Genomic DNA, 25,294 nt, shown 5'->3' on the forward strand with positions numbered 1-25,294 from the left:
AAATAGAAAAAGTGACTTAAGCAACTTTTTCTATTAATAAATTTTTTAAATCTTCTTTTGCATCACCTGTAAGATGTAGATTAAAATTCTCAGCCAAGAAATTAAAGATATCCTCATTTACAAACTGAGGTGGTTTTGGTCCAAGGTATATATCTTTTATTCCCAAACTAAATAATGCAAGAAGTATGATAACCGCTTTTTGTTCCATCCAAGAAAGGACTATGGAAATTGGAAGATCATTTATAGGCGTATCAAGAGCTTCACTTACAGCCTTAGCTATCTCTACAGCACCGTTTGAATCGTTACACTGTCCTAAATCAAGATAACGAGGAATCTCAGTTCCAGGAATATTTCCAAAGTCAATATCATTAAAGCGGAACTTCCCGCAGCTTGAAGTTATGATCACACAATCTTTAGGAAGATTCTCAGCCATCTCTCTATAATACTCTCCTGCACGACCCGGTGCATCACATCCTGCAATTACAAAAAATTGTCTGATCTTTCCAGCTTGCAGCGCTTCTAGAATCTGAGGAGCTAAAGTTAAAATAGTTTTATAATGATGCCCTGTAACTAGTGATAGATTATCATCCATATTTGTATCTTCACACTGTAGTGTTTTCTCTATAAGCTCATCGAAGTTGTCATCAACAATCTGAGTCCCACCCTCAATACCTACTATCTTGTAAGTGAACACTCTATCTACATAATCAGCATCTTTTTTTGGAGGAACTATACAGTTTGTATTTACTACAAATGTTCCCTTAAAGCGTTTCATAAGCTCTGCTTGATCAAACCATGCCTTACCAACATTACCTTTAAGGTGTGAATATTTTCTAAGTTCAGGGTAACCGTGAGCCGGTAGCATCTCTGAGTGTGTATATACATTTATACCTTTACCATCTGTTGCTTTTAAAAGTTTTTCCATCATCTCTAGGTTATGACCACTTACAAGGATAGCTTTTCCTTCAACTTTGTTTTGATCAACGATTACAGGAGTAGGTACACCAAACTTACCAGTATGTGCGTTTGAGAGCTTATCCATAACCTCTACACCGGCACTTCCTACTTTCATTAGCTGTGCTATGTGATCATCAAAATTAAAATTTACATTCGTAAGGGTAAAATAGAGTGTCTCACTCATAACATCATCAACGTTTTTAGTCTCTTGAGGTTTAAGCTCATTTAGGTGTTCACGATAAGCACTAAGCCCTTTAAGCCCGAAAATCATTGTATCTTGAAGTCTGCTCAGGTTCTCATCTTTTCCACACGTACCTACAGTAGCTCCAGTAGAACCACAACCGTTTGGTGTACTCATCTCACACTGGTAACAAAACATACTCATTAATATCCTTTATAATTGTTTTTGTTTTGCGGAATATTAATGGGTTATACAGATAAATTCATTGATTTATATCAACAATACTTGCTAAGTCGTATACTGTCTAGTACTATAATCTTTCTTTTTTCAACACTGACAAGTTCTTCTTTTTTTAAGGTTGCTATGTTTCTAGAGAGAGTTTCTGGAGTTATATTTAGGATTGCAGCTATTTTTCTATGTGAGAGTTCATCTATATGATTTTGGTTTTCATAAATAAACTTACATACCCTGCTAAATGTATCCATGGTGAGATTTGTAGTAATAACGTTTTGAAGAGCTTTAACTTTTTTAGATAATGATTCGATGATTTTAAAACTAATATCTGGATTACGTAAAAAATCTTTTTCAAATAACTCATAGTCTATTTCAAGTAGCTGACAATCTGTTTCACACATCGCCGTAGCCGGGTAGTTTATCTTTTGCATATGTGCTGTTTCTGCTATCAATGTTTGAGGTTGAAAAAAGTGCATAACCACTTCATTACCCTTTGGATCAACCTTATATACTTTTATAATACCATCCAGCAAAAGCTTTAGTTTGTTTGGTTTATCACCCTCATAAAAGATAATATTACCTTTACTATAGTTTTTAAGCTGTGAGATTTCATAAAGTCTGTTATTCTCAACATTATTTAATTCTTCAAAAAGTTCGATGTTAATATTATTATTCATGGAGTAAGCATATCCATTTTATTACACTAAATACAATTTAACTTTAGTCATAAACATTGTCCATGTCAAAATCATCATTATAATCAGGTTGCGGAGGTATCTTTTTTAAAGATTTATCATTTACTTCTGCACCTTCAAAGTCATACTCATCTACACCATAAAACTTTTGTTCAACAGAATATTTTTTTTCCTTTTCCATTTGCTTTTCCAAATGTTTTTTCGTTTCATTATTATCTGCACTAAACACTACTGTGAAAAGCAAGAATATCGTTGCAAATAGTTTCACATCAATCCTTATTTATAAGCTATAAATAACTTTTCTGATATTTTCTTTATCTGTATTTCTGTACTCATCATAAAGCTTCTGGTATTTAAGTTTTGTAACATAATCTATAGGTACTCTAATAGATTTATATTCAATTAACTCATTATTCTTATATACTCCACTTATAGTTGCATGTACCCAGTAGAAACCTCTATCTTTTCGGAGATTTTTTACTATACCTTCCCATTTTCTGCCCTGCTTTAACTTAGTCCACATATCTTTATAAACACGTTTAGGCATATCTGGATGTCTAACTATATTGTGTGAATTACCAATAAGTTCATCTACACTATAACCACTTATACTGGCAAACGTGTCATTCGCATAAGTAATTATACCTCTGAGATCTGTTCTTGAGATAATTAACTCATGATCAGGAACAATAGTTTCAATCAAAAATTCACTCTCATTAAATTCCATTTTAATCAACCTTGTCAAAGTCAGCGGCAAATCCTTCAAGATCTTTCTTCTTTAGATCTCCTCTGTAAATTATTTTATCCACATCTACATTGTCATCATTTAACATTTTTGGTACTGCATCTGCATTGTTAATAATTTCTATGTGCTCATCAAGTTCATCCTCACTATATGCCATCTGCATATCGGCAGTGATTACATGAGGTATAGCTTCGATAACTCTAAGTTTTTCTAACTCTTCCTTAACACCGTCACCCTCTATTGTTATGATTATCCTGCCTTTTTCATCATGCATATGGTAATCACACACTTCACAAGACTTTAAACTCTCAACAACTTCATCTAAATACTTAGGTACTGTTTGTACCACAATGCTTGAAATATTCATAACTACTCCTTATTTAAGTTAAAATAATTTATGTTTGGATCATCACTACTGAGAAAAACTTCTTTTTCATTTTTAAAAAGTATCTGTGTAAGCGTAGCTTTTTGCCCTTTTAAGTTATATAGCTTTTTTTTGGTATTCACATCAAATACTAAAACTTCATTTTTCTCATTATATGCAACAGCACCTAATTTTGCTTTTGGGCTTAAAGCACAGCTGTATAGTAAAAAGTCAAAGTCTAAAAAAGATGATGAACTGTCTTTATAAACTACAGATTTTCTATCTTGACCTGCTGTTAAGATCACACCTTTTTTATAATCAAGCTGATAAACTCTATCTAGGTTGATCGCCTTGGGCTGTTTTAATACTTGAGCTGTCTCTATATCCATTATTCTGACTATTCCACTTTCATCTGTTGTAGCTATTTTCTTCTTATCTTCGCTTATTATAAAGTGTGAAAAAGAAGATGGGCTAACTTGTATCAAATAAGATAGTTTTTTAGTTTTATAGTTATAAACGCCTATTTGATTGCTAAGCAGTGCGAACACTATTTTTTCATCATCCACAAAAGACGCTTTTTGAATAAAGTATTTTTTATCTATATCTATAATTTTGTTTAGCTTTTCATTTTCATATATAAATATATTTCTGTACCCTTTCATCCCCTGTGAAACAATTAAAATTTTATCTTTGAAAATGTCGATTGAGTATATTTTAGATGGTAAAACATCACCCATAAAATCTTTTATATCTGGTATTTTAATTGTTTTAACATTCTGCTTTGTATCCGTGTTAAATATTTCAATAGTTCCATTATCAGTACCTGCATAAAGTTTGTTTTTTTTCACAACTATACTTTGAACAGTGCCAGTTGCTTTAAATACTTTGCTAGGTTCCAAGCTCTCTATCGCAAAAAGACTCGTAAAAACGAGTAATACAATTATAGTTTTAAGCATTTGGATTAAACCCTGGATTTTCTTGTGAATATTGATTCTGATTGTTTATCTGATTTATCTCATCTTCATACTCTATTTGAAGTTTCATCATCTCTTGATTTAGTTCTTCATAACTTTTTGGAGAAAGTGTTTTGGACTTGGTCCACTTTACCATTATATCGTTACCGTATTCAGCCCCTAACTCTTCTATGCTTTTTTTGTATTCAGCCATATTTATACATACTACTGTTTTATCAGCCAATGTATCTGTCAATTCTATAAACCAGTTACCAGAACTATCTTCATCAACATACGATATAAACTCTACAGACATATTTTTTCCTTACTTAATTTTAATTGCTTCTGTTGGGCATACACTTATGCAAAAACCACAGCTTGTGCATTTAGAATCGTTTATGCTTGGTCTAAACATACCCAAGAACTCTATTGCATCATCTAGACAAGGGTCTTTACATGAAAAACACATTGTTTGACTCCAACTCATACATTTTAGCACATCTATCTCAATTACAGCATCTATCTTCTTTTTATATTCAAGTTCTAAGACATCGCTTGGACAAGCTTCCGCACACTCATCACAATATGTACATCCACCTTCTTTAAAGTTCAAAACAGGTGTCTTGTCACTAGATATAATTATAATATTCTCTTCGCAAAAAGTGACACAAGGTGTATCAATACACTCTGGACACTCTTTGTAAAAAGAATTCTCATCATCAAAGTATGGCGGTCTTACTACAGTATTCTCTTTTTTCTTATTTGAAAAAAGAGAACTAAAAAGTTCTCTTCTTTTCATTTTCTTACTTCATTAAAGTATCTAAACCTTCTGTAAGTTTAGAACCGCTCCAACTTGATTTCTCAGCACCATCCTTATGTGTATATTCAGGTGTAAAAGTATTTTCAACAAGTTGTCCTTCACTTTGAGGTGCATGACACTGTGAACAGTTAAATCTAGCTCCAGCTAAGTCACCGATCTTTTTAATAGAGATCTCATTTTTATTGTTGTCTATAGACTTTTCAAATTTTTTACCATCAAACTTATGTTTTGGTCTAAAGTCTGTAAAGTGCGATTCAGGTATTGCTGTAGCACCCATACTTGGAGCCACTTCCGGCATATGACAACTCGTACATTGATTATCATTTATTGTAATAGGCAGCATTCCTTCTACGTCATGCGGAATCATAGGAGGAGCATCCTGAAACGCTCTGTTTATTTTGTATCCACTACCAGCATACTCTTTAGAGTATTTTGTTTCTTCTGGCTTTACTGAATCTTCACTGTAAAGATCAACTTTTCTTAATCCTAAAGACTGTTCGCTAATTGTAGGCTTAACAACTGCTTCTGTTCTTTCAACTTTCGCTGATGGAGCAGTATCATTACAACCATTAAAAAACAACACAGAAACTGCAGTCATACAAAGACCGATTTTAGTAACTAGTTTCATATTAACTCTCCTTATTTTTTTTATTTATTAAATCTCTTATTGAGAAATTTAAAGCATCATCATCACAAACTTCTATACATCTAGCACAATTTGTACATTCACCGGAAAGCACCTGATCACTTGATTTTCCAACCATGAACAGCACCTGACTTTCTGGACAAACTTCTTTACATTTCATACATAATGTACATTTTTCCTCATCGTACTTCACTCGAATAAGACTAAACCTGCCTATTATTGAGTAAAAACCTCCTATTGGACAAATATATCCACACCAACCATTTTTTAAAACAAACAGATCAAAGAAAAAGATAACAGCTATTGCAGCCCAACCAAAACCAAGACCAAATATGATTCCTCTATGAACCATACCTACCGGTGATATAAACTCAAAAGCTGTTACACCAAAACCAAAAGAAATTATCAAGCTTATAACTATCACCCAATATCTCATATATCTAGTGGCAGGCTGTTTTTTCTGAATTTTTTTAAATTCGAACTTTCTTCTTAAGTAGTTGGCCGCGTCTGTTATAATGTTTACTGGGCATACCCAAGAACAAAATGCACGACCTCCCACTAATGAATAAAATAAAAGAGCGACCAAAGCACCTATAAAAATATCAGAAGCTATAACTGCACCCGCTGCGAACATCTGTAATACCGCATAAGGATCACTCATCGGGATAGTCCCAAGAATGCTAGATGAACTTAAATTACCTATTATAAAAGTCCAACCCCATGCATTAGCTCCAAAGTATAGAGTCATTAAACCAATTTGGAACACTCTGCGAAGTATTAAATATTTATTTTTAATCATCTAAAAGTCCTCCCATATCATTTAACGTGTCTATAGCTTTTTCTTTGCTAAGCTCAGTTTTTGTTATATGCGCTTCAGCATTTTTAAGCCTTTTTTCATCTGACTTATCCCAGCCTTTTATGTAGTGATCTCCGACTTTTCCAAGAGCAACTTCTCTTGGAAGTACGAAAATTGCAGCTTTTTCAGTAACACAAGCATGTTCACATAAACCACAACCAGTACAAAAATCACTATCCACAATAGGTTTTAAAAAAGCATGCTTTCCTGTTCTCTCATTTTTCTCATAGTCAAGATAGATAGCTTGATCTAAAAGAGGACAAGCTCTATAACAAGCATCACACTGAATACCCCAAAAAGCGATACAATTTTTTGTATCAACTACAGCAACACCCATATCAGCTTTATTAATATCAAGCTGATTATTAGTAGATACTTTTTTTATATCTAACGCGTTACTTGGGCAAACAGGCACACAAGGTATATCTGTACACATATAGCAAGGGATATCCCTAGGCTCAAAATAAGGAGTACCCAATGGTTTATTATCACCAGGTTTTGCAAGTTTTAACGTATCATATGGGCATGCTTCAACACACATTCCACACTTAATACAAGTTGCAAGAAAGTCCTCTTCATCAAGTGCACCAGGTGGTCTTAGTGTAAGCTCCGAAGCAGTTACTTCGTCAAGGTATGCACTCCATACCAAGCCACCAAGAGCAGCCAAACCTATAGCCCTTGCAGTGTTTAATAAGAATTTTCTTCTTTCACTTATCGTTTCTGTTTTCATTGTTTTCTTCTTCTAGGAGTTGAAGCCTTTTCAGACAACAAATCCTCTGTTTATGCTTGATAAATTTTAACCGCACATTTTTTAAAGTCTGTTTGCTTTGACTGAGGACAAGTCGCATCTAAACATACTTTGTTTATAAAAACTTTTTCATCAAACCAAGGAACAAACACCAATCCACGGCTAGGTCTGTTTCTACCACGAGTTTCAACTCTAGCTTTTACTCTGCCACGACGAGATTCAACCCAGCAAAGACCACCCTGTTTTAGTCCTTTATCTTCTGCATCTTGAGGATGCATATAACATAGGGCTTCAGGAACTGCACGATATAACTCAGGTACACGCATAGTCATAGTCCCAGAGTGCCAGTGTTCGAGCACACGACCTGTACATAACCATGTATCATATTCAGAATCCGGTTTTTCCGGTGGATCCATATATGGTCTAGCAAATATTTTTGCTTTATTTTTTAGAGCACGTTTTGTCTGGTCTTTAACTCCGTTTAAATCTCCGTATGGTAGTGCTTTTGCCAGTGTTCCATAAAATGCGAATTCTGTATGCCCTGTCTCTTTCCCATACTTTTTGGCATATGGGTCATATTTGGTATTAAATCTCCACTGAGTCTCTTTACCATCAACAACAGGCCATTTAAGACCACGAACTTTGTGGTAAGTATCAAAGTCTGCAAGGTCATGCGCATGTCCTCTACCAAACCATGCGTATTCTTCAAACAGGTACTTATCTATAAAGAATCCGTAACCATTAAACACTTTACCATCACTACCAACAACATTTCTACTATCACCGCTTGAATTTGTGTTATCATAGCCTTTTTGAACAGGATCGTTAAGATCTACCTTATATGATTTAGCCTCATCATTTGCAAATAAGATTTCAAACATAGTAGTGTCATCGTTATATCCCATCTTCTTAGCATCAGCTTTAACATCAGCTAGCTTAGTTCCATCTCTAAGGGTATATCCACCCCACAGATCTTTTACAGTAAATCTTTTTGAAAGCTCAACCCATTGCCATGTATCACTCATAGCATCACCCACAGGAAGAACTTGTTGTCTCCAATGTTGGGTACGTCTCTCAGCATTACCGTAAGCTCCCCATTTTTCATAGATCATAGCACTTGGTAAGATCAGATCAGATACTTTTGCAGAGATACCAGGATATCCATCTGAAGTTACAATGAAGTTGTCCATCTCACGAGCAGCTTTTATCCAGTGTTTAGCACTGGCCGTATCTTGATAAGGATTACAAACATTAACCCATGCAAACTTGATAACACCATCTTCTATATCTCTATGGATCTTCATGATATGTTGATTTCCAATAGGATTTAGAGTACCTTCTGGAAGCTTCCATCTGTTTTCAGTGATTTTTCTATGTGCAGGATTTGCAACCATCATGTCAGCAGGTAAACGGTGACAGAATGTCCCAACTTCACGTGCTGTACCACAAGCAGATGGCTGACCAGTTAAAGAAAATGCACCTGAACCAGGTTTAGCTTGTTTATTTAGTAAAAAGTGAACATTATATGAAAGTGTATTTACCCAAGTACCACGAGTATGTTGATTCATACCCATAGTCCAGAAAGACACTACTTTACGACCTTTTTCTATATATAAGTCTGCTAATAGTTTAAGCTTGCGTTTAAACTCATTAATATCTTCATCAGGATTACCTTTAGATATTTTAGCTACATAATCAAGAGTGTAAGGCTCTAAAAATCTTTTATACTCTTCAAAAGAGATCTCCCAGTGTTTAAGCCCTGCTGGTTCATTAACCATTACATCACCTTCTTTATATCCATAAGGTGCAAGTGCAGGAGCTTCTTCTGCTGAGATGACTTTTTTCATCTCTTTAGAAACTGTTTCCATCTCTTTATCCGTATATTTACCTTCTTTTATAGACTTCTCATCGCTTCTACGCATACCATAGCCTAAATTAACAGGAGATGCTGCAAAAATTATATGCTTTTTAACAAAATCCCAATCAATTGCTTCAGGATGGTTATAAACTATCTCGTGAGCGATATAGTTCCATAAAGCCAAGTCGGTATTTGGAGTAAAGATTATCTCTTCATCAGCTAGATCGGAAGTTCTATGTCTGTATGTTTGTATAGATATAACTTTTACTCTTTCAGGATCTGAAAGTTTTCTGTCAGTTACACGTGACCAAAGGATCGGGTGCATCTCTGCCATATTTGAACCCCAAGATACTACAGTGTCTGTAAGCTCAATATCATCATAACATCCTGATGGCTCATCGATACCGAATGTCTGATAAAAACCAACAACGGCAGATGCCATACAGTGACGTGCATTTGGATCAAGAGCATTAGATCTAAATCCACCTTTCATCATTTTTTGTGCTGCATAACCTTCCATAACAGTGTATTGACCAGATGCAAATACTCCTACACCCTCTGGTCCACTTGCTTTGAGTGCTTTTCTAATGTGGATTTCCATCTCATCAAACGCTCTTTTCCATGAAACAGGAGCAAATTTACCGTTTTTGTCAAATTCACCTTTAGAGTTTACTCTAAGAAGTGGTGTCTTAAGCCTATCGGCTCCATACATTATCTTAGCGTTAAAATAACCTTTTATACAGTTAAGTCCTCTGTTTACAGGAGCAGCAGGATCACCTTTTACTGCAACTATTTTACCATTCTTAGTCGCCATCATGATCCCACAACCAGTACCACAGAATCTACATGCAGCTTTATCCCATCTCCAACCAGCCTCAGCTGCGCTAGATGCCGCACTCAATTCACTAGGTACGCTCATACCTACTGCTGCTGCTGCCGAAGCTGCTGCAGAACTTTTAAGAAAATCTCTTCTTGAAAGTGACATTTAACTCTCCTTAATTTTTTTCCGTTTTTCAACATTAACAGTCTAACAATTGAAAAACTTTTTTTTCTTGACTTAGGTCAAAAACTAAAAAAACTCATGAACGCTTTTCACATCGCAACATACATATTATATTTGATTATAGTTAGTTAAATCTTAATAAAACAAATTGATGACTAAGGTGTTTTTCAGCCACCAGTAAAATAGAAAGCCCTGCTGGAAATATTCTCATTGTTTACAGTTTCAGTACTGTTATGAGACCATCTGTTTTTTTCAGGTTTATTTTTTATAACCTCTTTGAGAATATGCTCCATATCATCTTTTGAAGATGTTTTACCCTTTATGCTTTGTGAGTCTTCATAATATAGACATGGAATAAGATCACCCTCAGCACTAAGTCTTATCCTATTACATGTTTTACAAAAAGAGTCATCATATGGTTCTATAATTCCAAATGTATATCCGCTGTTATCTACATAAAGTTTTGCTGCTGAGTTTTCTTTGGCTACTAATTCTTGAATGAGTTGTTGCCCAGATATAATCTCTAATATTTCCTTGCTTTGCATAGTTTTTAAATTTGAATAAGCACTTTCATTTTCCATATACTCAATAAATCTTATTTGGATTCCCCTATTTTTTGCAAATTCATATAATGACATTACTTCGTTTTCATTGATATCTTTGAGTATCACACTATTTAGTTTTACAATCATTCCTGCGTCAACAGCTGCATCAATACCATCTAGTACATTTTGCAAGACATTTTTCTTGGTTAAATACCAAAAAGTTTCTTTTTCTAGTGAATCTATTGATATATTAATTCTGTTTAGTCCTGCTTTTTTTAATTTTTCAACCTGAGATTTTAAAAGATATCCGTTGGTTGTCAAAGCTAAATCAATATCACTTTTATACGTGTTAATCATCTTAATAAACTGATCAAGGTTTTCTCTAACTAACGGCTCTCCACCAGTTATTCTTATTTTTTTAATTCCATTATCTATGGCTATTTTTATAAATGAAAACATCTCTTCATAAGATAACAAGTTTTCTTTTGGAGTCCATTCAAATGGTTTTTCTGGCATACAATATTGACATCTAAAATTACATCTTTGCGTAACCGAAACTCTTAAATATTCAACCTCTCTATCAAAGCTATCTATTAACATCTTTAACTCCTAATGATAAAACTATACTAGGAGTGTTATGCTTTTTCTTTGACCTATGTCAAATTTCACATTGATCATTACTACAAAATTTGCTTTGCATTCCATCACTACCCTCAAACAATTTCCAATCAATTTTTGGTAGATCTTTTAAACGTTTTTCATATTCTTCTTTTGATATGCCTTCATATGGCATCTGCTTATATGCACCGCTATCAGAATGAGGTAGCATAGATACAGATTTAATTATAGGTGCAAATTGAGCAAGCATGTGTTCAATCTGTTTCCCTTCAGTTTTTGGATCAAAATAAATTGTACAACTTACCATATTATCACTCCACTCCCGTTGCAACATAGCTAAAAAAGAAAACTGCTCCCATGCTGATACATCCGTTGCCTTCCGTGTTTTACCTTGGTCGATAGGAAACTCAAAAACTGTAGTATTTTCACTGTATTCATCTTTTTCATTTGGAATACCTGCTTTTTTTAATACTTCGCAAATCGGTGAAGTATTACCAACTCTCATTCTTCTTATGGCATACTGAAAAGTTGGAAAGTGCATACCAGAACTAACTCCAACTAGCTGGCTAATAGTTCCTGAGGGCTTAATTGTAGTAAGTCTTATAGATGATGGAATACCAGCTTCTGAAGCTAATTTAGCATTTGTATCCTTAACTACTTTATATCCTATTCTTAACTTTCGTGTTAACTCTGTTGCACCAAATTCATCAAGCATATCTGCTACACCTGAAAGGCTTACACCTATTCTTCTGTTTCTAACAACTATTGCGTTTGTTTCACTTCTGTGCGTAGGCAGAAGTGAAACTGTTGAAGCATAAAATGTTGCATACTCAAGTGCCTCATAAAATTCTTCATCATTATTGCAGCGTGCGGCAAATACTTCTGCCAAATTACAAAGTTCAAAACTTTCAAGTGGTATTTCAGAACATGGATTTGCAAGCCAAGCTTTATCTTCACAATCATCTCCATATCTGCCAAATTTTTGAACATTGATTAAATTCATAATACCTGGTTCACCGTTATTTTGTATTCGCTCTGCAATTTGAGGAAGCTTTTGAAATTCTTCACTTTTAGTCAAAACAACTGTGTTGTTTGACATCCATCCGATTTCAGCACGTTCAGGATATTTTTCATAGTTTTTAAGATTCAAAAAATTTTCATCGTCAACTGAACCTAATGATATTTCTGCACTTCTTCTTACATTTCCAGCAACTACGCAGGCACCTATAGAATTAAATATATCAGCTACACATCTAGTACTACTTATTTCATTTACACAAAAACTGTCTAAAAACTTTTCTATTCTATTATGAAGTTGAATTAATGGTTCAGCACCAGATGCAGTACCTCCAAAGCCTTTAATTGGTTCACCTGAAGAACGTATTTTCGAATAATCAAAATCAAACCATGAACCACCCTTTGTGTAACTCTCTATTAACAGTCTAACAGAAGAAACCCATCCCTCTCTACTATCTGGTATAGTAAAAACAATTGGTCTAGACTTATCTGGCAGACTACTGTCTTCACCGTTCCATGCAGTATTAAATCCGACTCCAACTCCGCACATCAGCATGTCCATTGCCCAATCTGCTGATGCTGCTAAATCTTCTGTATCTACAGCACCACAGTTATTTAGTGCGGCTGCACCTCTTTGATAAACATATTCAGTCCCCATTACCCATAAACCACGCCCAGGTGGTAGCCATTTCATATCAAACATTGTCACAGCAAGCTCATATGCAAACTGCTGCCATACTTCCTCTTTCCACTGAAGCTTATTGACAATATAATGGTGCTTTCGTATTGACATTATTCCATTAACAACCCTTACGACTGTATCTGCCCAATGCTCTTGTGAACCATCTTCCTTTAAACGACTATAAGTTCTGTAATACGTAGCTTCACCAAATCCACCAAACCCAAAGTTTGGAGTTTTTAGATTTAGTTCATTACAAAATGATTCCTTTAGATAAAATCTCTCTTGAATTATGTACTGGTTCTTCTGATTTTGCATATCATTTCCTATGATTGGAATTAAGATTTGCAAATTTTAATTAAATTTATAGTTTTTTATTTTGACATTAGTCAAATTTATGAAAGATATTGAAGTTCAACAAACTGTTCTTTTTGGAGCATGTTCAAATATTTAAGTCTTAATGGAGCAAGTTTTCTAACAGTTAATCTTGTTCCAGAAGTAAGAGAATATTGCCTATAGTGTAGATAATGAAAGCGCAACTACGAATATTTTTTTCACTTTTATCTCAATTTAGCTAAAACTTTTTTCAAAGTTACTTGTTAAATAGACTTTAAGTTGTCTAATTTGCCAAATATACTTGCCTGTGAAATTTATGAAAACGGAATATGAAAATGTTAAACATAGATCAAAATATTATAGATGCAGGATTATTGTTTTTGTTATACACATTGTTGATTATTTTATATGAAAGAATAGCCAAACGAGCATATTTAAGCCAAAATATACAGCATGAGCTTTATAAAGATATAGAGATAAACTATATTGAGCAGGATGAACTTTTATTACTCAGTAGTAAAAAACAAAGAAAATTGTAATGCATTGTCAACATCTTGATCATATATAAAAAGTTTTGCAGCACTCATTTTATCAAATGCATAACCTAACCTTTCCCATTGTTTATCGTCCATATCACCGACGCAAAGTTTCTCTAGTGGAATTGATGTTTGAATTGATAAAAGTCTTAATCCTAACTCTTTAGCCGGCATTTTATATGAGAATAAAATAACACCTTTTCCCCGTTTGATAGCTGGGGATAAGGTATGTAGTAAAAAATATTTAGTATTTGGATCAGTATCATCGAGTACAGATTTGCCTGCTTTCAACTCTTTAATATACTCCATAGATTCATAGGCTAACTCCTGAGAATTCTTGAAGTTACTTAATATATTTTCTTTCATGGATTAGTTTTTAAACTGCTTGATCAGATCACTAACGTAGATAAGCTTTTTCATATCATTTTTCAAAATGACCCAGTCCTCTTTTGTCCAATGTGTATTTTGTGAGTTAAGATCACTAAAGCTTCTGTTTAGAAGTCTTTTATATACATCTGTATTGACTGCTTGACTATAAGCAGCACATTGTTGCCCGTTCAAGCTTCTTGTGTAAGCAACTTCTTCTAGACACTTATTAGCTACAACCATGTTGACTTGGATCTCTCCGTAAAGATCAACATATCCTACAGTAGTGTTTGCAAACAAACTTGAAATGTATAACCCAACAAGTAAAACTATCTTTTTCATCTTTTCTCCTATTTTTGATGTGGAAGAAGTTTAGAACATGTTATGGACAGCTTTGTGTCTAGAATCTTAAATTTTTGATATTTTATAAACTGGATTTTGGGCGTATATTATTGTTTAAATAGATTATAGACAAGTTTTTCCACTCTTGCATAGTTTTAGGATATTCATATACTGTAAGTCTGCAAACATAAATTTTTAAATCTTTAAAAAACTCATACTCTTTCCAGTCTATTTTAGAAAAAGCTTTTGCAAATGTTTCTCCTTCAGTTTCCCCAAAATGCACTACAAACTCATATTCAAATTCAGGATGTTTACCATATACACTATAAGTTCCACAGTCTTCTTTTTCATCGTTTAAAATATCTTTTTTTGGTTCATACCTATAGCCACCATTTGTTTTATAGATACCAATATCTTCTAAACTAAAAGGACCTTCCCATTTCGCTCTTATATCTGGCATATTCATTCTTTTAAATACTTTGAATATGGGTTGATATTAAACCTACGTCCTTGAACTTGTATCATATTATCTACATCCCAATGTGATAACGTAGGTACATTGTATGGATTTTGTTTCAAATGTCCGTAGTACTTCTCTAATGCTTCACTTCTAATATCTAAACTGTAAGCTTTTTTAATAACACTAGGCTTTTTTACTTCATAGCTTTCTGGGATGAGTTCAGTATTGTACTGAACATACTTTCTATCAGATATTATCAAGTTATCAACCTTATATTTTTATCAAATGATAGAAAAATGTTTAGACAGCTTTATGTCTAGTTTTAATCTTTATATACTCGTGCTAGCAAATGGATATATGGATAATTTTGCTCACTTCCATCTTCATATGTATGTTTGATCATACTTTCATCTACAGACCAGTTAAAAATGAAATTAGGTGCATCACCTTCATTATTTAGATAAGTCTTTATACCTTTACCTATTTTTATGCAGTTATCTAAGGAATATACTTCATTTAGTTTAGAATCATCATACGTTAGATTAAACTGTAAAGCGATTTTAATTACAGGTTCTTCATTTACAGAAAAGTCTGCAACTTTAGGTATATCTTCCAGCTGTTCATTTGCTTTAGACCACTCTTTTAATATTTTTTTATCAGTAGTATAGTCTTCTATATTTGAATAACTATACTTTAGTTCCATCAAAAATACATTTTTTTTATACAGTACCCAGTAATCAATCCATCCACTATTTGATTTTGAATCACCTGGTTTAATTCTATCTGTAGGACACTCTAATAAATAAGCATCTGATATATCATCAATAATAGGGGCTAATATAGTGTGTAACTGTATTTCAGAATATATATAAACTTGTTCCTTGGTTGCATTAAAATATTTTTCACACTTTTTTGGGAGTGCTGTTGATAACTCTGTCAAAAATTCTTTTGCTTGAAAAAGATCTTTATCTTTTATATCATCCAAAAATTTTACTTCACCTACATGCTTACTCATCTTTATTCCTTTATTTTTCATTCAAAAACTCTCTAACATCTTCAGCTATTTTATCATCCAACCATTTAGGTTCTATAACTCTTAAATGTGGCATCCAATACTTTACGATCGGGATTATCTCCATCTCATAAGTTATAGTAACTATTATCTCCAAAGAACCGTCTTGATTCACACTATGCAGTTTTTGTGTCGGAAGTGGTTTTCTTCTAAAGTATTTTGCTATATCTGAACCTACATACAAGTGTATATCAAAAGGCTCGCGGTCAGATTGAAACCATATTGAGATTGAATCGTTTAACATCTCATCTATCTTAGTGCTTGTTTTAAATACTTCATCTTTTACTTTTATATTGGATACTTTTTTTAGATATAACTTTCTTACATAGTCATCTTCATCTAGTGCTACAAGATACCAAAACCCTTCATAGTTTACTATTTTAAGTGGCTTTAGGATCTCTTTATACGGTTCATTGAACTCATCATCATAGATGCATTCAAGGATGTTTTTATTTTTTATGGCATCTTCAAGTATCTTTATCTCATCAAACTTATCGCCTATATCTTCGATGTTAAGTTTTGTATAGATTGGGTTTAGTTCATCGTTTTTTAGTTTATCTAACAGTTGGTGTGCTTTAATGGAGAATTTACCGCCGATGGAGCTTGAAAACTCCTCCAAAATTCCAAGTACAACCTCTTCTTCAAAAGAGTTGTTTTTCTCCAGCTTAAAGCCATCCTGCATCTTCCATCTTTTAGAGTCTTTATATATTGGAAATGAGCTCAATCTTTCCATATCTCTAAGAATTGTTCTATCTGCAACATTGAATCTTTCTGCTAACTCTTTTGTAGTCGGTTGTTCTCCATCGTTTAAAATAGAAAGTATATTGATTAGTCTTGTAAGTATTTTGTCATATTCATGTTTTGCCATAAACAAGTATATCTAATTTTTAGACAGCTTTATGTCCATTTTTAATAGACACAATGTTGTCTATTAAACTATTTAAAATTTGAACATACATATTTTATAGGAGCAATAATGCATAGGTGTGAGTACACTAAAGAACTTCAAAAGTGGGCAGAAGATAATCAAATAGATGCTACCAATATACCGAATATTAAAAGTTTGGATTTATCAAACAAAAAACTCCATTGTGTACCATCGTATATACTTGAATTTACATCATTAGAGAGCTTGAATTTATCTCACAACAATTTAAAAGAACTTCCAAAAGATATAACAAAACTAAAATATTTAAAAAAGCTTGATATATCTTGGAACCATATTATGGATATTAACTTTTTACCTAAAAATATAGAAGTAAATTATGCTTGGAACAGGCTATGAGAGTATTATCCAAGGAACAAGTATATATTGAACTAAACAATATAAAAGGAGATGGCAAGAATGATATTTTATTGGATGACGAAGATATCGCAACTATAACACAGAACAAAGATTTAGTGCTTATGGAAGCAAAAGAATATATAGACAAAGACGCTGCATATAAAACCATATACACAATTGTTTCTGACTTTGAAAAGGTTGATTTGTCTCATATGAATGTTGATGGCATATTGATATATTTTCAGATCCATTCTGCATACAAAACAATGAAACTGTATGATGGACTAGAAATTATCAACAATAAATTTGAAAGTGAAAATATAGGTGATGAACCTGACATACTCTTTGGCATATATTATGATGATAGTTTGCATGTAAACTATGTAAAAGCTACAGTTTTTTTTGCTTTGTCAAAAAAAGAAAAGCTAAAGTATGTAAATACATACTCTAGGTAGTTTATTTGATATTTACAGCGTATTCATACTGTACTTTAACGTCAAAAAATATACGCTTTATTTTAAAAATATCATCCCAATCTAGTGAATAATTGTCATACAAAGAATGTAAAAGCCAACAATGCTTTTGAGTGTTTAAATCTTCATCTTTTTGATAAACAGATGTAGTGTTATGGCACTTTTTATCATTTAATCCACACCAATCATTTTTCATCACTTCAAGGTTTAAATGAGCTTCAAATTCAGCTAATGGTTCATCTGAAATATCTTCGTCATTTTCAGCACATGCATAAAAGTAATAAACAACTTCTGTTTCGTAGTCTATGATATTATTTTCATTTTTGGATAACTCAAGTTCAGTTGCCTGTATCCTCTCATATGCTACATCATAGATTGTTTGTTCTATATCTATAAATTGTTGATTTAGTGTATTTAGTTTTTGTATTTCGTGCTTATTTAGTTGTTTCATTCTAACTCCAATAATTAATGAAGTTTAGAATGTGAATTAGACAACATAATGTCTGTTTATAAGTATGTGCTGAATACTGTTGCTTTTGGAGAAGAAAAAATAACTGTTCAACAATTCAAGTCATTGAGGAGCAAGTTTTATAACAGTGATTCTTGTTCCATATATAAGTATTATTGCATATTTATTAATAATAAAAATTAATAAATATAAATAATGTTACAATTTTGTTTATTACAAAATTATAGTTACAAAAGGTATTTTGTTGAAAAAAATTAATTACATCTTTTTTTGGTTTATAGGCTGTTTTGGTATGCTTGGATTTCATAGATTTTATTTAGGTAAAAAAATAAGTGGGTTTATATGGTTGTTTTCAGCTGGTTTATTCATGATAGGTGCACTTTATGATCTAATTTACATGAATGATGTAATAGCATCATCAGAAGGTAAAGAAAATGAACCTAGTAAAAATAAAAAGTCTCAAAAAAAGAAAGAACCTACAAAAACCGTAAAAAAAAGTGCTCCTAAACAAAAAGCTTACACTAATAGTAAGGCAAAAGTTGCTACAGGAATGAGTATTAGATTTATATTAATTTTTAAAAGTGGTAAATCACAAGATATGACTGAAGATATCAATGGTGTAATTAATCAATATGATGCGAGAAAAATTATTGAAGCTAAATACATGAATGAATCGGTACAAAGAATATCATGGGTAAATGACAAAGTTTTATATTCTTAATCTAAATATTCATGAAGCCTTTTTAAAAATGACTCTTTTAAAGAGTCTGGCGATATAATTTTTATATGAGGTACCCAGTATCCAATGATAGGAATAATCTCCATATCGTCTGTAACACTTACACTAATTTCCATAGAGCCGTCACTGTACTCTTTGATAACTCTCTGTGTTAAAGATATGGGTTTTCTTTTTAAACTTTTAGCCGCGTATTTATCTAAAAATAGTTCAACATCATATGGTTTAACATCAGCATTAAACCAAACATTAATTGAGTTATTTAGGTTCTCTTCCAACTCTTTAGAAACTAAGAAGTTTTCATCCAATATTTGAATATTATTTATACTTTTTAGATGATATTTTTTCAATACATCATTTCTTGAATCTAAAGCTATCAGATACCAATATCCTTCATAGTTAGCAATTTTTAAAGGTTTCACTCTTATTTCTCTTGTGTACTCTCCGAAGTTATAAACAAATACTATTTGCTGTTTCTCTTTAATACTTCTTTCAAGCATAGCTATATCAGATAATTTAGTAGATATATCTTCCATATTTAATTTAGCATAGAATGGATTTAGATCATTATTTTTTATTTTAGAAAGAAGATGTTTTGCTTTAGATGAAAAATTAATACCCAGCCCATCAGTCATTTTCTCCAATATGTCTAAAACTATAAGCTCTTCATTATTTGTTGATTTCTCTATTTTATATCCATCCTGCATCTTCCATTTTTTCTTATCTTGATATATTGGATACAAGCTTACAAGCCTGTTGTTAAAATCTCTTTGAATTGTTCTCTCACTTACATTAAATTCTTTTGCTAATTCTTTTACAGATAATTCTTCACCATCATTAAGACGAGCTATGATCGTATTTAACCTTGTTAATGTTTTATCGTAATCGTGTTTATATGCCATAGTTTAATCTCCATGTAGCGTATTCTTACCTTTATTATTGACAACTTTATGTCTGAATTATACTAAAAAAGCAGACATAATGTTGTCAAATATACTATTTAAAATATAAGCTAATGAACAACTGAAGTTCAAGATATAAAACAAGAGAACGTAAAAAGCTTATCAAAAGATAATATTTGATAACATATTTAAGTAATAAGGAAGTATTAATGAGATTATCTAAGTCACTATATACAAGAGGTTTACAATGTGTTAAGTCTCTATGGCTGAAAAAATATAATAAAGAGATATTAACTCCTCCAGACTCTAGTGCAGAAGCTATTTTTGAGAGAGGTAATGAAGTTGGAGCTTTGGCTTGTCAACTTTTCCCAAACGGTATAGAGATTGAGTTTAATCCATCCGATTATGATGGAATGATAAACACTACAAAAACTTTAATAGATGATGGTGTTAACAATATTTATGAAGCATCTTTCAATTATGATGATATTTTTGTAGCAGTAGATATATTACACATTAACGATGATGATAGTGTAGAGATATATGAGGTTAAAAGCTCAACAGATGTAAAAGATGTGTACAAACATGATGCAAGTATTCAATACTATGTTTTAAAAGGACTTGGTTTTAAAGTAAAAAAAGTATCAATTATACATATAAACAATAAGTATGTTAGAGACGAAGAGTTAGAAATAGATAAACTTTTTACAATAGCAGATATAACAGAAGAAGTTTTAGAACTTCAAGAAGATATACCAACATATCTAAGAACCTTTAAAACATTTTTAGATGATAAAGAAAATGAGCCTGAAAAAGAGATAGGCGTACATTGTTCTAATCCTTACGATTGTGATGCAATAGCTTATTGCTGGTCTCATATACCAAAATATAGTATCTTTAATATTTCTAGACTAAATGCAAAGAAAAAGTTTGAACTATATAATCAAGGGATTATAAACTTTACAGACATAGCTGACATATCTAGCTTTTCTACAGCTCAACAAGTCCAAATAGAATCAGAAGTTAATAATAAGACCATAATAAATAATGAAGCTATAAAAGACTTTCTAGGTGGATTAACTTATCCTATATATCATCTTGATTTTGAAACATTTCAACAGGCTATTCCTGAATGGAAAGGTATAAGTCCTTTTATGCAAATACCGTTTCAATACTCAGTTCATGTCCAACATGAAGACGGTAACTTAGAACATAAAGAACATTTAGCTAAAGATGGATTTGATCCAAGATATGAACTTGCAAAAAAGTTAGTAGAAGATATACCTACTGATGTGACAGTACTAGCTTATAACATGGGATTTGAAAAAGGTGTGATTAGAAAACTAGCTGAACAGTTTGATGATTTTGCACATCATCTTATGTGCATACATGACAATATACAAGACTTAATGACACCATTTCAAAAGAAAGATTACTACACACCATCTATGAGAGGAGGCTACTCTATAAAAAAAGTGCTTCCTGCATTAGTTCCAGATATGGAAAAAGCCTATAAAGAACTAAGTTTGGTTCATAATGGTGGTGAAGCTATGCAGACATTTGCAAGACTTTCAAAAATGGATGATACGCAGAAGAGTGAATATAGAAATGCATTACTGGAGTATTGTAAGTTAGATACTTTAGCAATGGTTAAAGTATTGGATAAATTAAAGGAGACTAGTAAATGAGCGGAATAATTGAGAATTTGAAAAATTGGTTAGACAAAGTCTATCAAAAAGATATTAATATTGCATGTTTAGAACTGCCGATTTTAAGTATTTTAGTAAAATATAATGAACCAGTTTCAAGAGATGATATTATTGAAGAATTATCTCAGTATGGTAGTTTTGAAAGAGGTGGTTTATCGTTTGATCATTTATGGTCGCAAAGATTTGGAAAAGGTGAAGAAAAAGATATTTTAAATAGTTTAGTTGAACATGATGGACAAAATGCTGGTGACAAAAAAACAGAATATCAAATTAAAAATACAATTAATAAGCAAGAATTAGAGGAACTCTTAAAAACATATGATGGAACAAAAATAGAAAACCTAATAAGAAGCAGATTAGAAGCTGTAAAAAAAGTTAAAATATGGAAGCTTGCTCATAGTGATCTAGGGGATAAATATAATGAAGCTTTAGCAAAAAATATTGCTACAATAGGAAAAAATACAAAAGCTAAAGCACAAAGTAAAAAAACACAAGCAGAACATTTTAAAGAGGCAAACACTGGAGACTATTTCTTCTTACTGAAAAATTCAAATGAAATTGAATTGATAGGAAAGTTTATAGATAATGAAGTATTTGATACAGATGAATTAAGACATGATTATTTTGGAAGAAAATATGAAAAAATTCATGAAGCAAAAAGTAGACAAATAAATTATGCAGGAAAATGGTGGGCACCATCTGATAATTCAACGTTTATAGAAGTTCCAGAAAAAGATTATTTGGAGTTTGAAGAAAAAATTTTAAAACCAAGTTTTGGTATTACTCTAGATGATTTAGACATATCTACAAGTAGAAAAAATACAAAAGACAATAAAGGAAATTCAAGTATGCCAAAAGATACAACACAACCCTTAAACCAAATCCTCTACGGACCTCCAGGTACAGGTAAAACATATAATACAATTAATAAAGCACTAGAGATTATTTTTGAAAAAGAAGGTCAAAAAAATCTTGAATTTTATGATTTTGATTTTGATTCAAAATTAAAAATAACTTATCAAGATGCATTAAAAGAAGAAGATGAACAATATAAAAGACAACTTTTAAAAGGGATCTTTGAGCATTTTGTAGGAACACAAATTGAATTTGTCACGTTTCATCAAAGTTATGGATATGAAGAGTTTGTTGAAGGAATAAAAGCAATACCTGCAGGGAAAGAAGGTAATGAAAACGGCAATGATATGATTTATGATATTGTTGATGGTATCTTTAAACAATTATCAGATAAAGCATATAAAAATTATTTGACAAAAAATACTGATGAGACAAAACAGAAAAAGAAATTTATATTAAATGCTAAATCTTTAAATATTCAAGCAGAACTGATTCAAGAAGATGAGAATACATTTAAAGTATTGAAAGGTTCAAAAATTAGAAAAGGGGAAGCTGATTCTTTCAAAAATTACAACTATCATGAATTAAAAACTAAAGTTTTAGAAGAAGCAAAATTAAAAGAAGAAAGTGAATTCTATATTTTAGATGATGATTATATTTTTCAAAGTTTAAGCGCTGCATCTTCTGTAATACTTGGTAGAATGTCTAATGGTTTGATAGATTGGAAAGAAGTTGTAATTGAAAATGATTTATTAGATCGTAAAGATACTAAAGAAATCAAAAACTACATTTTAATAATAGACGAAATAAACCGTGGAAATATCTCTAAGATTTTTGGAGAACTAATCACTCTGATTGAACCAAGTAAAAGAATTGGTGCAGAAGAAGCTTTACATGTAAAACTTCCATATTCAAATGACCCTTTTGGTGTACCTTCAAATCTTTATATCATAGGGACTATGAATACGGCTGATAGAAGTATTGCTCTTATGGATACAGCACTTAGAAGAAGATTTGAGTTTACTGAGATGATGCCTGATTCTACAACTCTTGATGATATAGGCAATATTGGAGATATCAATATTAAAAGTCTTCTCGAAACTATCAACAAACGCATAGAATACTTATATGATCGAGATCATACTATTGGACATGCTTATTTTATGAGCTTAAAAGGGAAAGATGGAGATGAGGCGAAAGCAGAGCTAGATAATATTTTTAGAAATAAAATTATTCCATTACTTCAAGAATATTTTTACGATGATTGGGAAAAAATACAGATAGTTTTAGGCGACCATCCAGACCAAAAAGCTTCTGATGATGACAAGTTTATAAAAAATATAAAAACAGAGGAAAAAATACTGTTTGGCTTTGATCACGAAGAGATAGAAGATGAACAAAACAATTATATTATTAATAAGCCTTTTTCAGTAAAAGCCTATAGCAAAATTAAAGAGTTCTCTAAAGCCAATGACAATTAAAGAATTCGGATTTCTTCAATATAAAAAAGAAGAAGATAAACACAACTATATCAAACCCGATGCTTTTGAAGCAATAGAAAAGTTTGTTTTAGAGAATGAAGCAACTGCACAATATCTGAAGATTACAACAAAAAAAGGATATGGCAAAGTTCTTCAAGCTCAAAACTATGTAGGTGTCATCCAAACTAAAGATGGTACGACTATAGAGATTTTGCCGAAGATTTCAAGTTTAAAAGACGATAAAAAGTCGGAAGAGAAAACAAAAGAAGACAAAGCTAAGGAGATATTAATCCGTATGCTGAAAACTCTTAAAAACTCTCCTTTTAAAAACTTCAATATGGCAAATATGAAATCTTCAAAGATGCCATTGTTGGAAATATTTATCACTATGTTTTTGGAAGAGTTGTCAAAGCTGATTCAAAAAGGGATAAAAAGCGATTATATCTCAAAAGAGGAAAACCTCAAGTTCTTAAAAGGTAAGTTGCTTATAGGGCAACAGATCAAATATAATACTGTGCATAAAGAGCGTTTTTTTGTAGACTACCAAGAGTTTTTGAGTGACAGAGTTGAAAACCGTCTTATCAAAACTACATTGGACTATCTCTATAAAAAGTCTAAATCAAATCGTAATCAACAACGCATACGGGAATTTTTATTCGTGTTTGATGAAATATCTATTTGTAGAGATGTAAAAATAGGTTTTAGCAAAGTGAAACTTAACCGTCAAATGAAAGACTACGAACAAGTGCTTTTATGGTGTAAGACATTTTTGATAGAGAACTCCTTTTCTCCTTACAAAGGAAACGATGTTGCATTTGCTTTACTGTTTGATATGAATCTACTTTTTGAGAGTTATGTATATGATTACTTAAGGAGATATGGAAATTTTAATAGTATTACTGCCCAAGATAAAACTCATCATTTAGCCTATTTGGATGGGAAAGAGAAGAAGTTTCAACTCAAACCAGATATTGTTATCAATGACGGGGGAATAATCGCAGATACAAAGTGGAAACTACTAAGTGAAGACAAAACCCATCAAGGGATCTCTCAAGCTGATATGTACCAGCTCTATGCATATGGTACAAAGTATGATAATTGTAACTATATGTATCTCATATACCCTTACGATGGTATTGAAAATGGAAATTCCTACAAATACTTTTCTGACAATTTTAATAGCTCTGAAAAACTAACAAAAGAACTTCATTTAAATGTTTTATTTTTTGATATATCACTAGATAAGCCTAGATTTTTTGAAAATGATAAAACTAATAATAAAAAGTATAATATTCTAAGTTTCATTAACCAGACATAAAGCTGTCTAAAAATTATATATAATCAATTTTATCT

28 protein-coding genes are annotated in these 25,294 nt (G+C 32.0%); 6 read left to right on the top strand and 22 right to left on the bottom strand.

Features of this window, described 5'->3' with window-relative positions:
* Nucleotides 1-16 precede the first annotated feature (16 nt).
* The 20 genes from hcp to ABZA65_RS07320 all read right to left on the bottom strand — a co-directional run bounded on the left by hcp (nucleotide 17) and on the right by ABZA65_RS07320 (nucleotide 16,899).
* A complete protein-coding gene (gene hcp / locus ABZA65_RS07225) occupies nucleotides 17-1,342 on the bottom strand; it encodes a hydroxylamine reductase (RefSeq protein ID WP_373072146.1) in 1,326 nt (441 codons plus the stop codon).
* A gap of 71 nt (nucleotides 1,343-1,413) precedes the next feature.
* Nucleotides 1,414-2,049 (bottom strand): Crp/Fnr family transcriptional regulator, encoded by a 636-nt coding sequence (locus ABZA65_RS07230; protein WP_373072148.1) that lies wholly within the window; start codon nucleotides 2,047-2,049, stop codon nucleotides 1,414-1,416.
* A 43-nt stretch (nucleotides 2,050-2,092) separates the two neighbouring features.
* Nucleotides 2,093-2,335: a hypothetical protein gene (locus tag ABZA65_RS07235; RefSeq protein WP_373072150.1), complete on the bottom strand. Its 243-nt coding sequence runs from the start codon at nucleotides 2,333-2,335 to the stop codon at nucleotides 2,093-2,095.
* A 12-nt stretch (nucleotides 2,336-2,347) separates the two neighbouring features.
* On the bottom strand, nucleotides 2,348-2,794 hold the full coding sequence (locus ABZA65_RS07240; protein ID WP_373072152.1) for a PAS domain-containing protein: 447 nt from the start codon (nucleotides 2,792-2,794) through the stop codon (nucleotides 2,348-2,350).
* Nucleotide 2,795: 1 nt separating this feature from the next.
* Nucleotides 2,796-3,179 (bottom strand): chaperone NapD, encoded by a 384-nt coding sequence (locus tag ABZA65_RS07245; protein ID WP_373072154.1) that lies wholly within the window; start codon nucleotides 3,177-3,179, stop codon nucleotides 2,796-2,798.
* A gap of 2 nt (nucleotides 3,180-3,181) precedes the next feature.
* Complete coding sequence (locus ABZA65_RS07250; protein WP_373072156.1) at nucleotides 3,182-4,132, bottom strand: WD40 repeat domain-containing protein; 951 nt, start codon at nucleotides 4,130-4,132, stop codon at nucleotides 3,182-3,184.
* Entirely contained in the window at nucleotides 4,125-4,445 is a 321-nt protein-coding gene (locus ABZA65_RS07255; protein ID WP_373072158.1) for a hypothetical protein, read from the bottom strand. Before ABZA65_RS07255 ends, ABZA65_RS07250 begins: the two co-directional genes overlap by 8 nt.
* 9 nt (nucleotides 4,446-4,454) lie before the next feature.
* Nucleotides 4,455-4,928, bottom strand: a complete 474-nt coding sequence (locus ABZA65_RS07260) for a ferredoxin-type protein NapF (RefSeq protein ID WP_373072160.1) — start codon at nucleotides 4,926-4,928, stop codon at nucleotides 4,455-4,457.
* A gap of 4 nt (nucleotides 4,929-4,932) precedes the next feature.
* Nucleotides 4,933-5,577: a nitrate reductase cytochrome c-type subunit gene (locus ABZA65_RS07265; protein WP_373072162.1), complete on the bottom strand. Its 645-nt coding sequence runs from the start codon at nucleotides 5,575-5,577 to the stop codon at nucleotides 4,933-4,935.
* 1 nt (nucleotide 5,578) lies between these two features.
* Nucleotides 5,579-6,394, bottom strand: coding sequence for a quinol dehydrogenase ferredoxin subunit NapH (gene napH / locus ABZA65_RS07270; protein ID WP_373072164.1), 816 nt, complete (start codon nucleotides 6,392-6,394; stop codon nucleotides 5,579-5,581).
* Nucleotides 6,387-7,181 (bottom strand): ferredoxin-type protein NapG, encoded by a 795-nt coding sequence (napG, locus tag ABZA65_RS07275; RefSeq protein ID WP_373072166.1) that lies wholly within the window; start codon nucleotides 7,179-7,181, stop codon nucleotides 6,387-6,389. The genes napH and napG overlap by 8 nt, the downstream gene beginning before the upstream one ends.
* 50 nt (nucleotides 7,182-7,231) lie before the next feature.
* Complete coding sequence (gene napA / locus ABZA65_RS07280) at nucleotides 7,232-10,042, bottom strand: nitrate reductase catalytic subunit NapA (RefSeq protein ID WP_373072168.1); 2,811 nt, start codon at nucleotides 10,040-10,042, stop codon at nucleotides 7,232-7,234.
* Nucleotides 10,043-10,227: 185 nt separating this feature from the next.
* Complete coding sequence (gene moaA / locus ABZA65_RS07285; protein WP_373072170.1) at nucleotides 10,228-11,205, bottom strand: GTP 3',8-cyclase MoaA; 978 nt, start codon at nucleotides 11,203-11,205, stop codon at nucleotides 10,228-10,230.
* A 58-nt stretch (nucleotides 11,206-11,263) separates the two neighbouring features.
* Nucleotides 11,264-13,237, bottom strand: coding sequence for a fused protease/ribonucleoside-triphosphate reductase (locus tag ABZA65_RS07290; RefSeq protein WP_373072172.1), 1,974 nt, complete (start codon nucleotides 13,235-13,237; stop codon nucleotides 11,264-11,266).
* Nucleotides 13,238-13,761: 524 nt separating this feature from the next.
* On the bottom strand, nucleotides 13,762-14,157 hold the full coding sequence (locus ABZA65_RS07295) for a DnaB-like helicase C-terminal domain-containing protein (protein ID WP_373072174.1): 396 nt from the start codon (nucleotides 14,155-14,157) through the stop codon (nucleotides 13,762-13,764).
* Nucleotides 14,158-14,160: 3 nt separating this feature from the next.
* Nucleotides 14,161-14,499, bottom strand: a complete 339-nt coding sequence (locus ABZA65_RS07300; RefSeq protein WP_373072176.1) for a hypothetical protein — start codon at nucleotides 14,497-14,499, stop codon at nucleotides 14,161-14,163.
* 82 nt (nucleotides 14,500-14,581) lie between these two features.
* Entirely contained in the window at nucleotides 14,582-14,959 is a 378-nt protein-coding gene (locus tag ABZA65_RS07305) for a hypothetical protein (RefSeq protein WP_373072178.1), read from the bottom strand.
* A gap of 2 nt (nucleotides 14,960-14,961) precedes the next feature.
* A complete protein-coding gene (locus tag ABZA65_RS07310; protein ID WP_373072180.1) occupies nucleotides 14,962-15,219 on the bottom strand; it encodes a hypothetical protein in 258 nt (85 codons plus the stop codon).
* Between the two features lie 62 nt (nucleotides 15,220-15,281).
* Complete coding sequence (locus tag ABZA65_RS07315; RefSeq protein ID WP_373072182.1) at nucleotides 15,282-15,974, bottom strand: hypothetical protein; 693 nt, start codon at nucleotides 15,972-15,974, stop codon at nucleotides 15,282-15,284.
* Between the two features lie 10 nt (nucleotides 15,975-15,984).
* Nucleotides 15,985-16,899 carry a helix-turn-helix transcriptional regulator gene (locus ABZA65_RS07320; RefSeq protein ID WP_373072184.1) on the bottom strand — a complete coding sequence of 305 codons (915 nt, stop codon included), beginning with the start codon at nucleotides 16,897-16,899 and terminating at the stop codon, nucleotides 15,985-15,987.
* 108 nt (nucleotides 16,900-17,007) lie between these two features.
* Between ABZA65_RS07320 and ABZA65_RS07325 the strand changes: the two genes are divergently transcribed.
* The gene (locus tag ABZA65_RS07325; protein WP_373072186.1) at nucleotides 17,008-17,316 is read left to right on the top strand and encodes a leucine-rich repeat domain-containing protein; all 309 of its coding nucleotides are present in this window, start codon (nucleotides 17,008-17,010) and stop codon (nucleotides 17,314-17,316) included.
* Nucleotides 17,313-17,771: a hypothetical protein gene (locus ABZA65_RS07330; protein ID WP_373072188.1), complete on the top strand. Its 459-nt coding sequence runs from the start codon at nucleotides 17,313-17,315 to the stop codon at nucleotides 17,769-17,771. Before ABZA65_RS07325 ends, ABZA65_RS07330 begins: the two co-directional genes overlap by 4 nt.
* Before the next feature lies 1 nt (nucleotide 17,772).
* Here ABZA65_RS07330 and ABZA65_RS07335 read toward each other — a convergent pair whose 3' ends face one another.
* Nucleotides 17,773-18,240, bottom strand: a complete 468-nt coding sequence (locus tag ABZA65_RS07335) for a hypothetical protein (RefSeq protein ID WP_373072190.1) — start codon at nucleotides 18,238-18,240, stop codon at nucleotides 17,773-17,775.
* Between the two features lie 262 nt (nucleotides 18,241-18,502).
* On the opposite strand from ABZA65_RS07335, the gene ABZA65_RS07340 reads away from it, so the two are divergent.
* A complete protein-coding gene (locus tag ABZA65_RS07340) occupies nucleotides 18,503-18,979 on the top strand; it encodes a TM2 domain-containing protein (protein WP_373072192.1) in 477 nt (158 codons plus the stop codon).
* Here ABZA65_RS07340 and ABZA65_RS07345 read toward each other — a convergent pair.
* Nucleotides 18,976-19,896: a helix-turn-helix transcriptional regulator gene (locus ABZA65_RS07345; RefSeq protein WP_373072194.1), complete on the bottom strand. Its 921-nt coding sequence runs from the start codon at nucleotides 19,894-19,896 to the stop codon at nucleotides 18,976-18,978. The genes ABZA65_RS07340 and ABZA65_RS07345 overlap by 4 nt on opposite strands.
* A gap of 209 nt (nucleotides 19,897-20,105) precedes the next feature.
* Here ABZA65_RS07345 and ABZA65_RS07350 point away from each other — a divergent pair, with 209 nt between their 5' ends.
* Genes ABZA65_RS07350 through ABZA65_RS07360 form a run of 3 tightly spaced genes read left to right on the top strand, consistent with a single transcriptional unit; the run spans nucleotide 20,106 to nucleotide 25,259 of the window.
* Nucleotides 20,106-21,584 carry a DUF2779 domain-containing protein gene (locus ABZA65_RS07350; RefSeq protein ID WP_373072196.1) on the top strand — a complete coding sequence of 493 codons (1,479 nt, stop codon included), beginning with the start codon at nucleotides 20,106-20,108 and terminating at the stop codon, nucleotides 21,582-21,584.
* Nucleotides 21,581-23,941, top strand: coding sequence for a DUF4357 domain-containing protein (locus ABZA65_RS07355; RefSeq protein WP_373072198.1), 2,361 nt, complete (start codon nucleotides 21,581-21,583; stop codon nucleotides 23,939-23,941). Before ABZA65_RS07350 ends, ABZA65_RS07355 begins: the two co-directional genes overlap by 4 nt.
* Complete coding sequence (locus tag ABZA65_RS07360) at nucleotides 23,931-25,259, top strand: McrC family protein (RefSeq protein WP_373072200.1); 1,329 nt, start codon at nucleotides 23,931-23,933, stop codon at nucleotides 25,257-25,259. Before ABZA65_RS07355 ends, ABZA65_RS07360 begins: the two co-directional genes overlap by 11 nt.
* The last annotated feature ends 35 nt before the right edge of the window (nucleotides 25,260-25,294 follow it).

The organism is Sulfurimonas sp., from assembly GCF_041583195.1.
Taxonomy (GTDB): domain Bacteria; phylum Campylobacterota; class Campylobacteria; order Campylobacterales; family Sulfurimonadaceae; genus Sulfurimonas.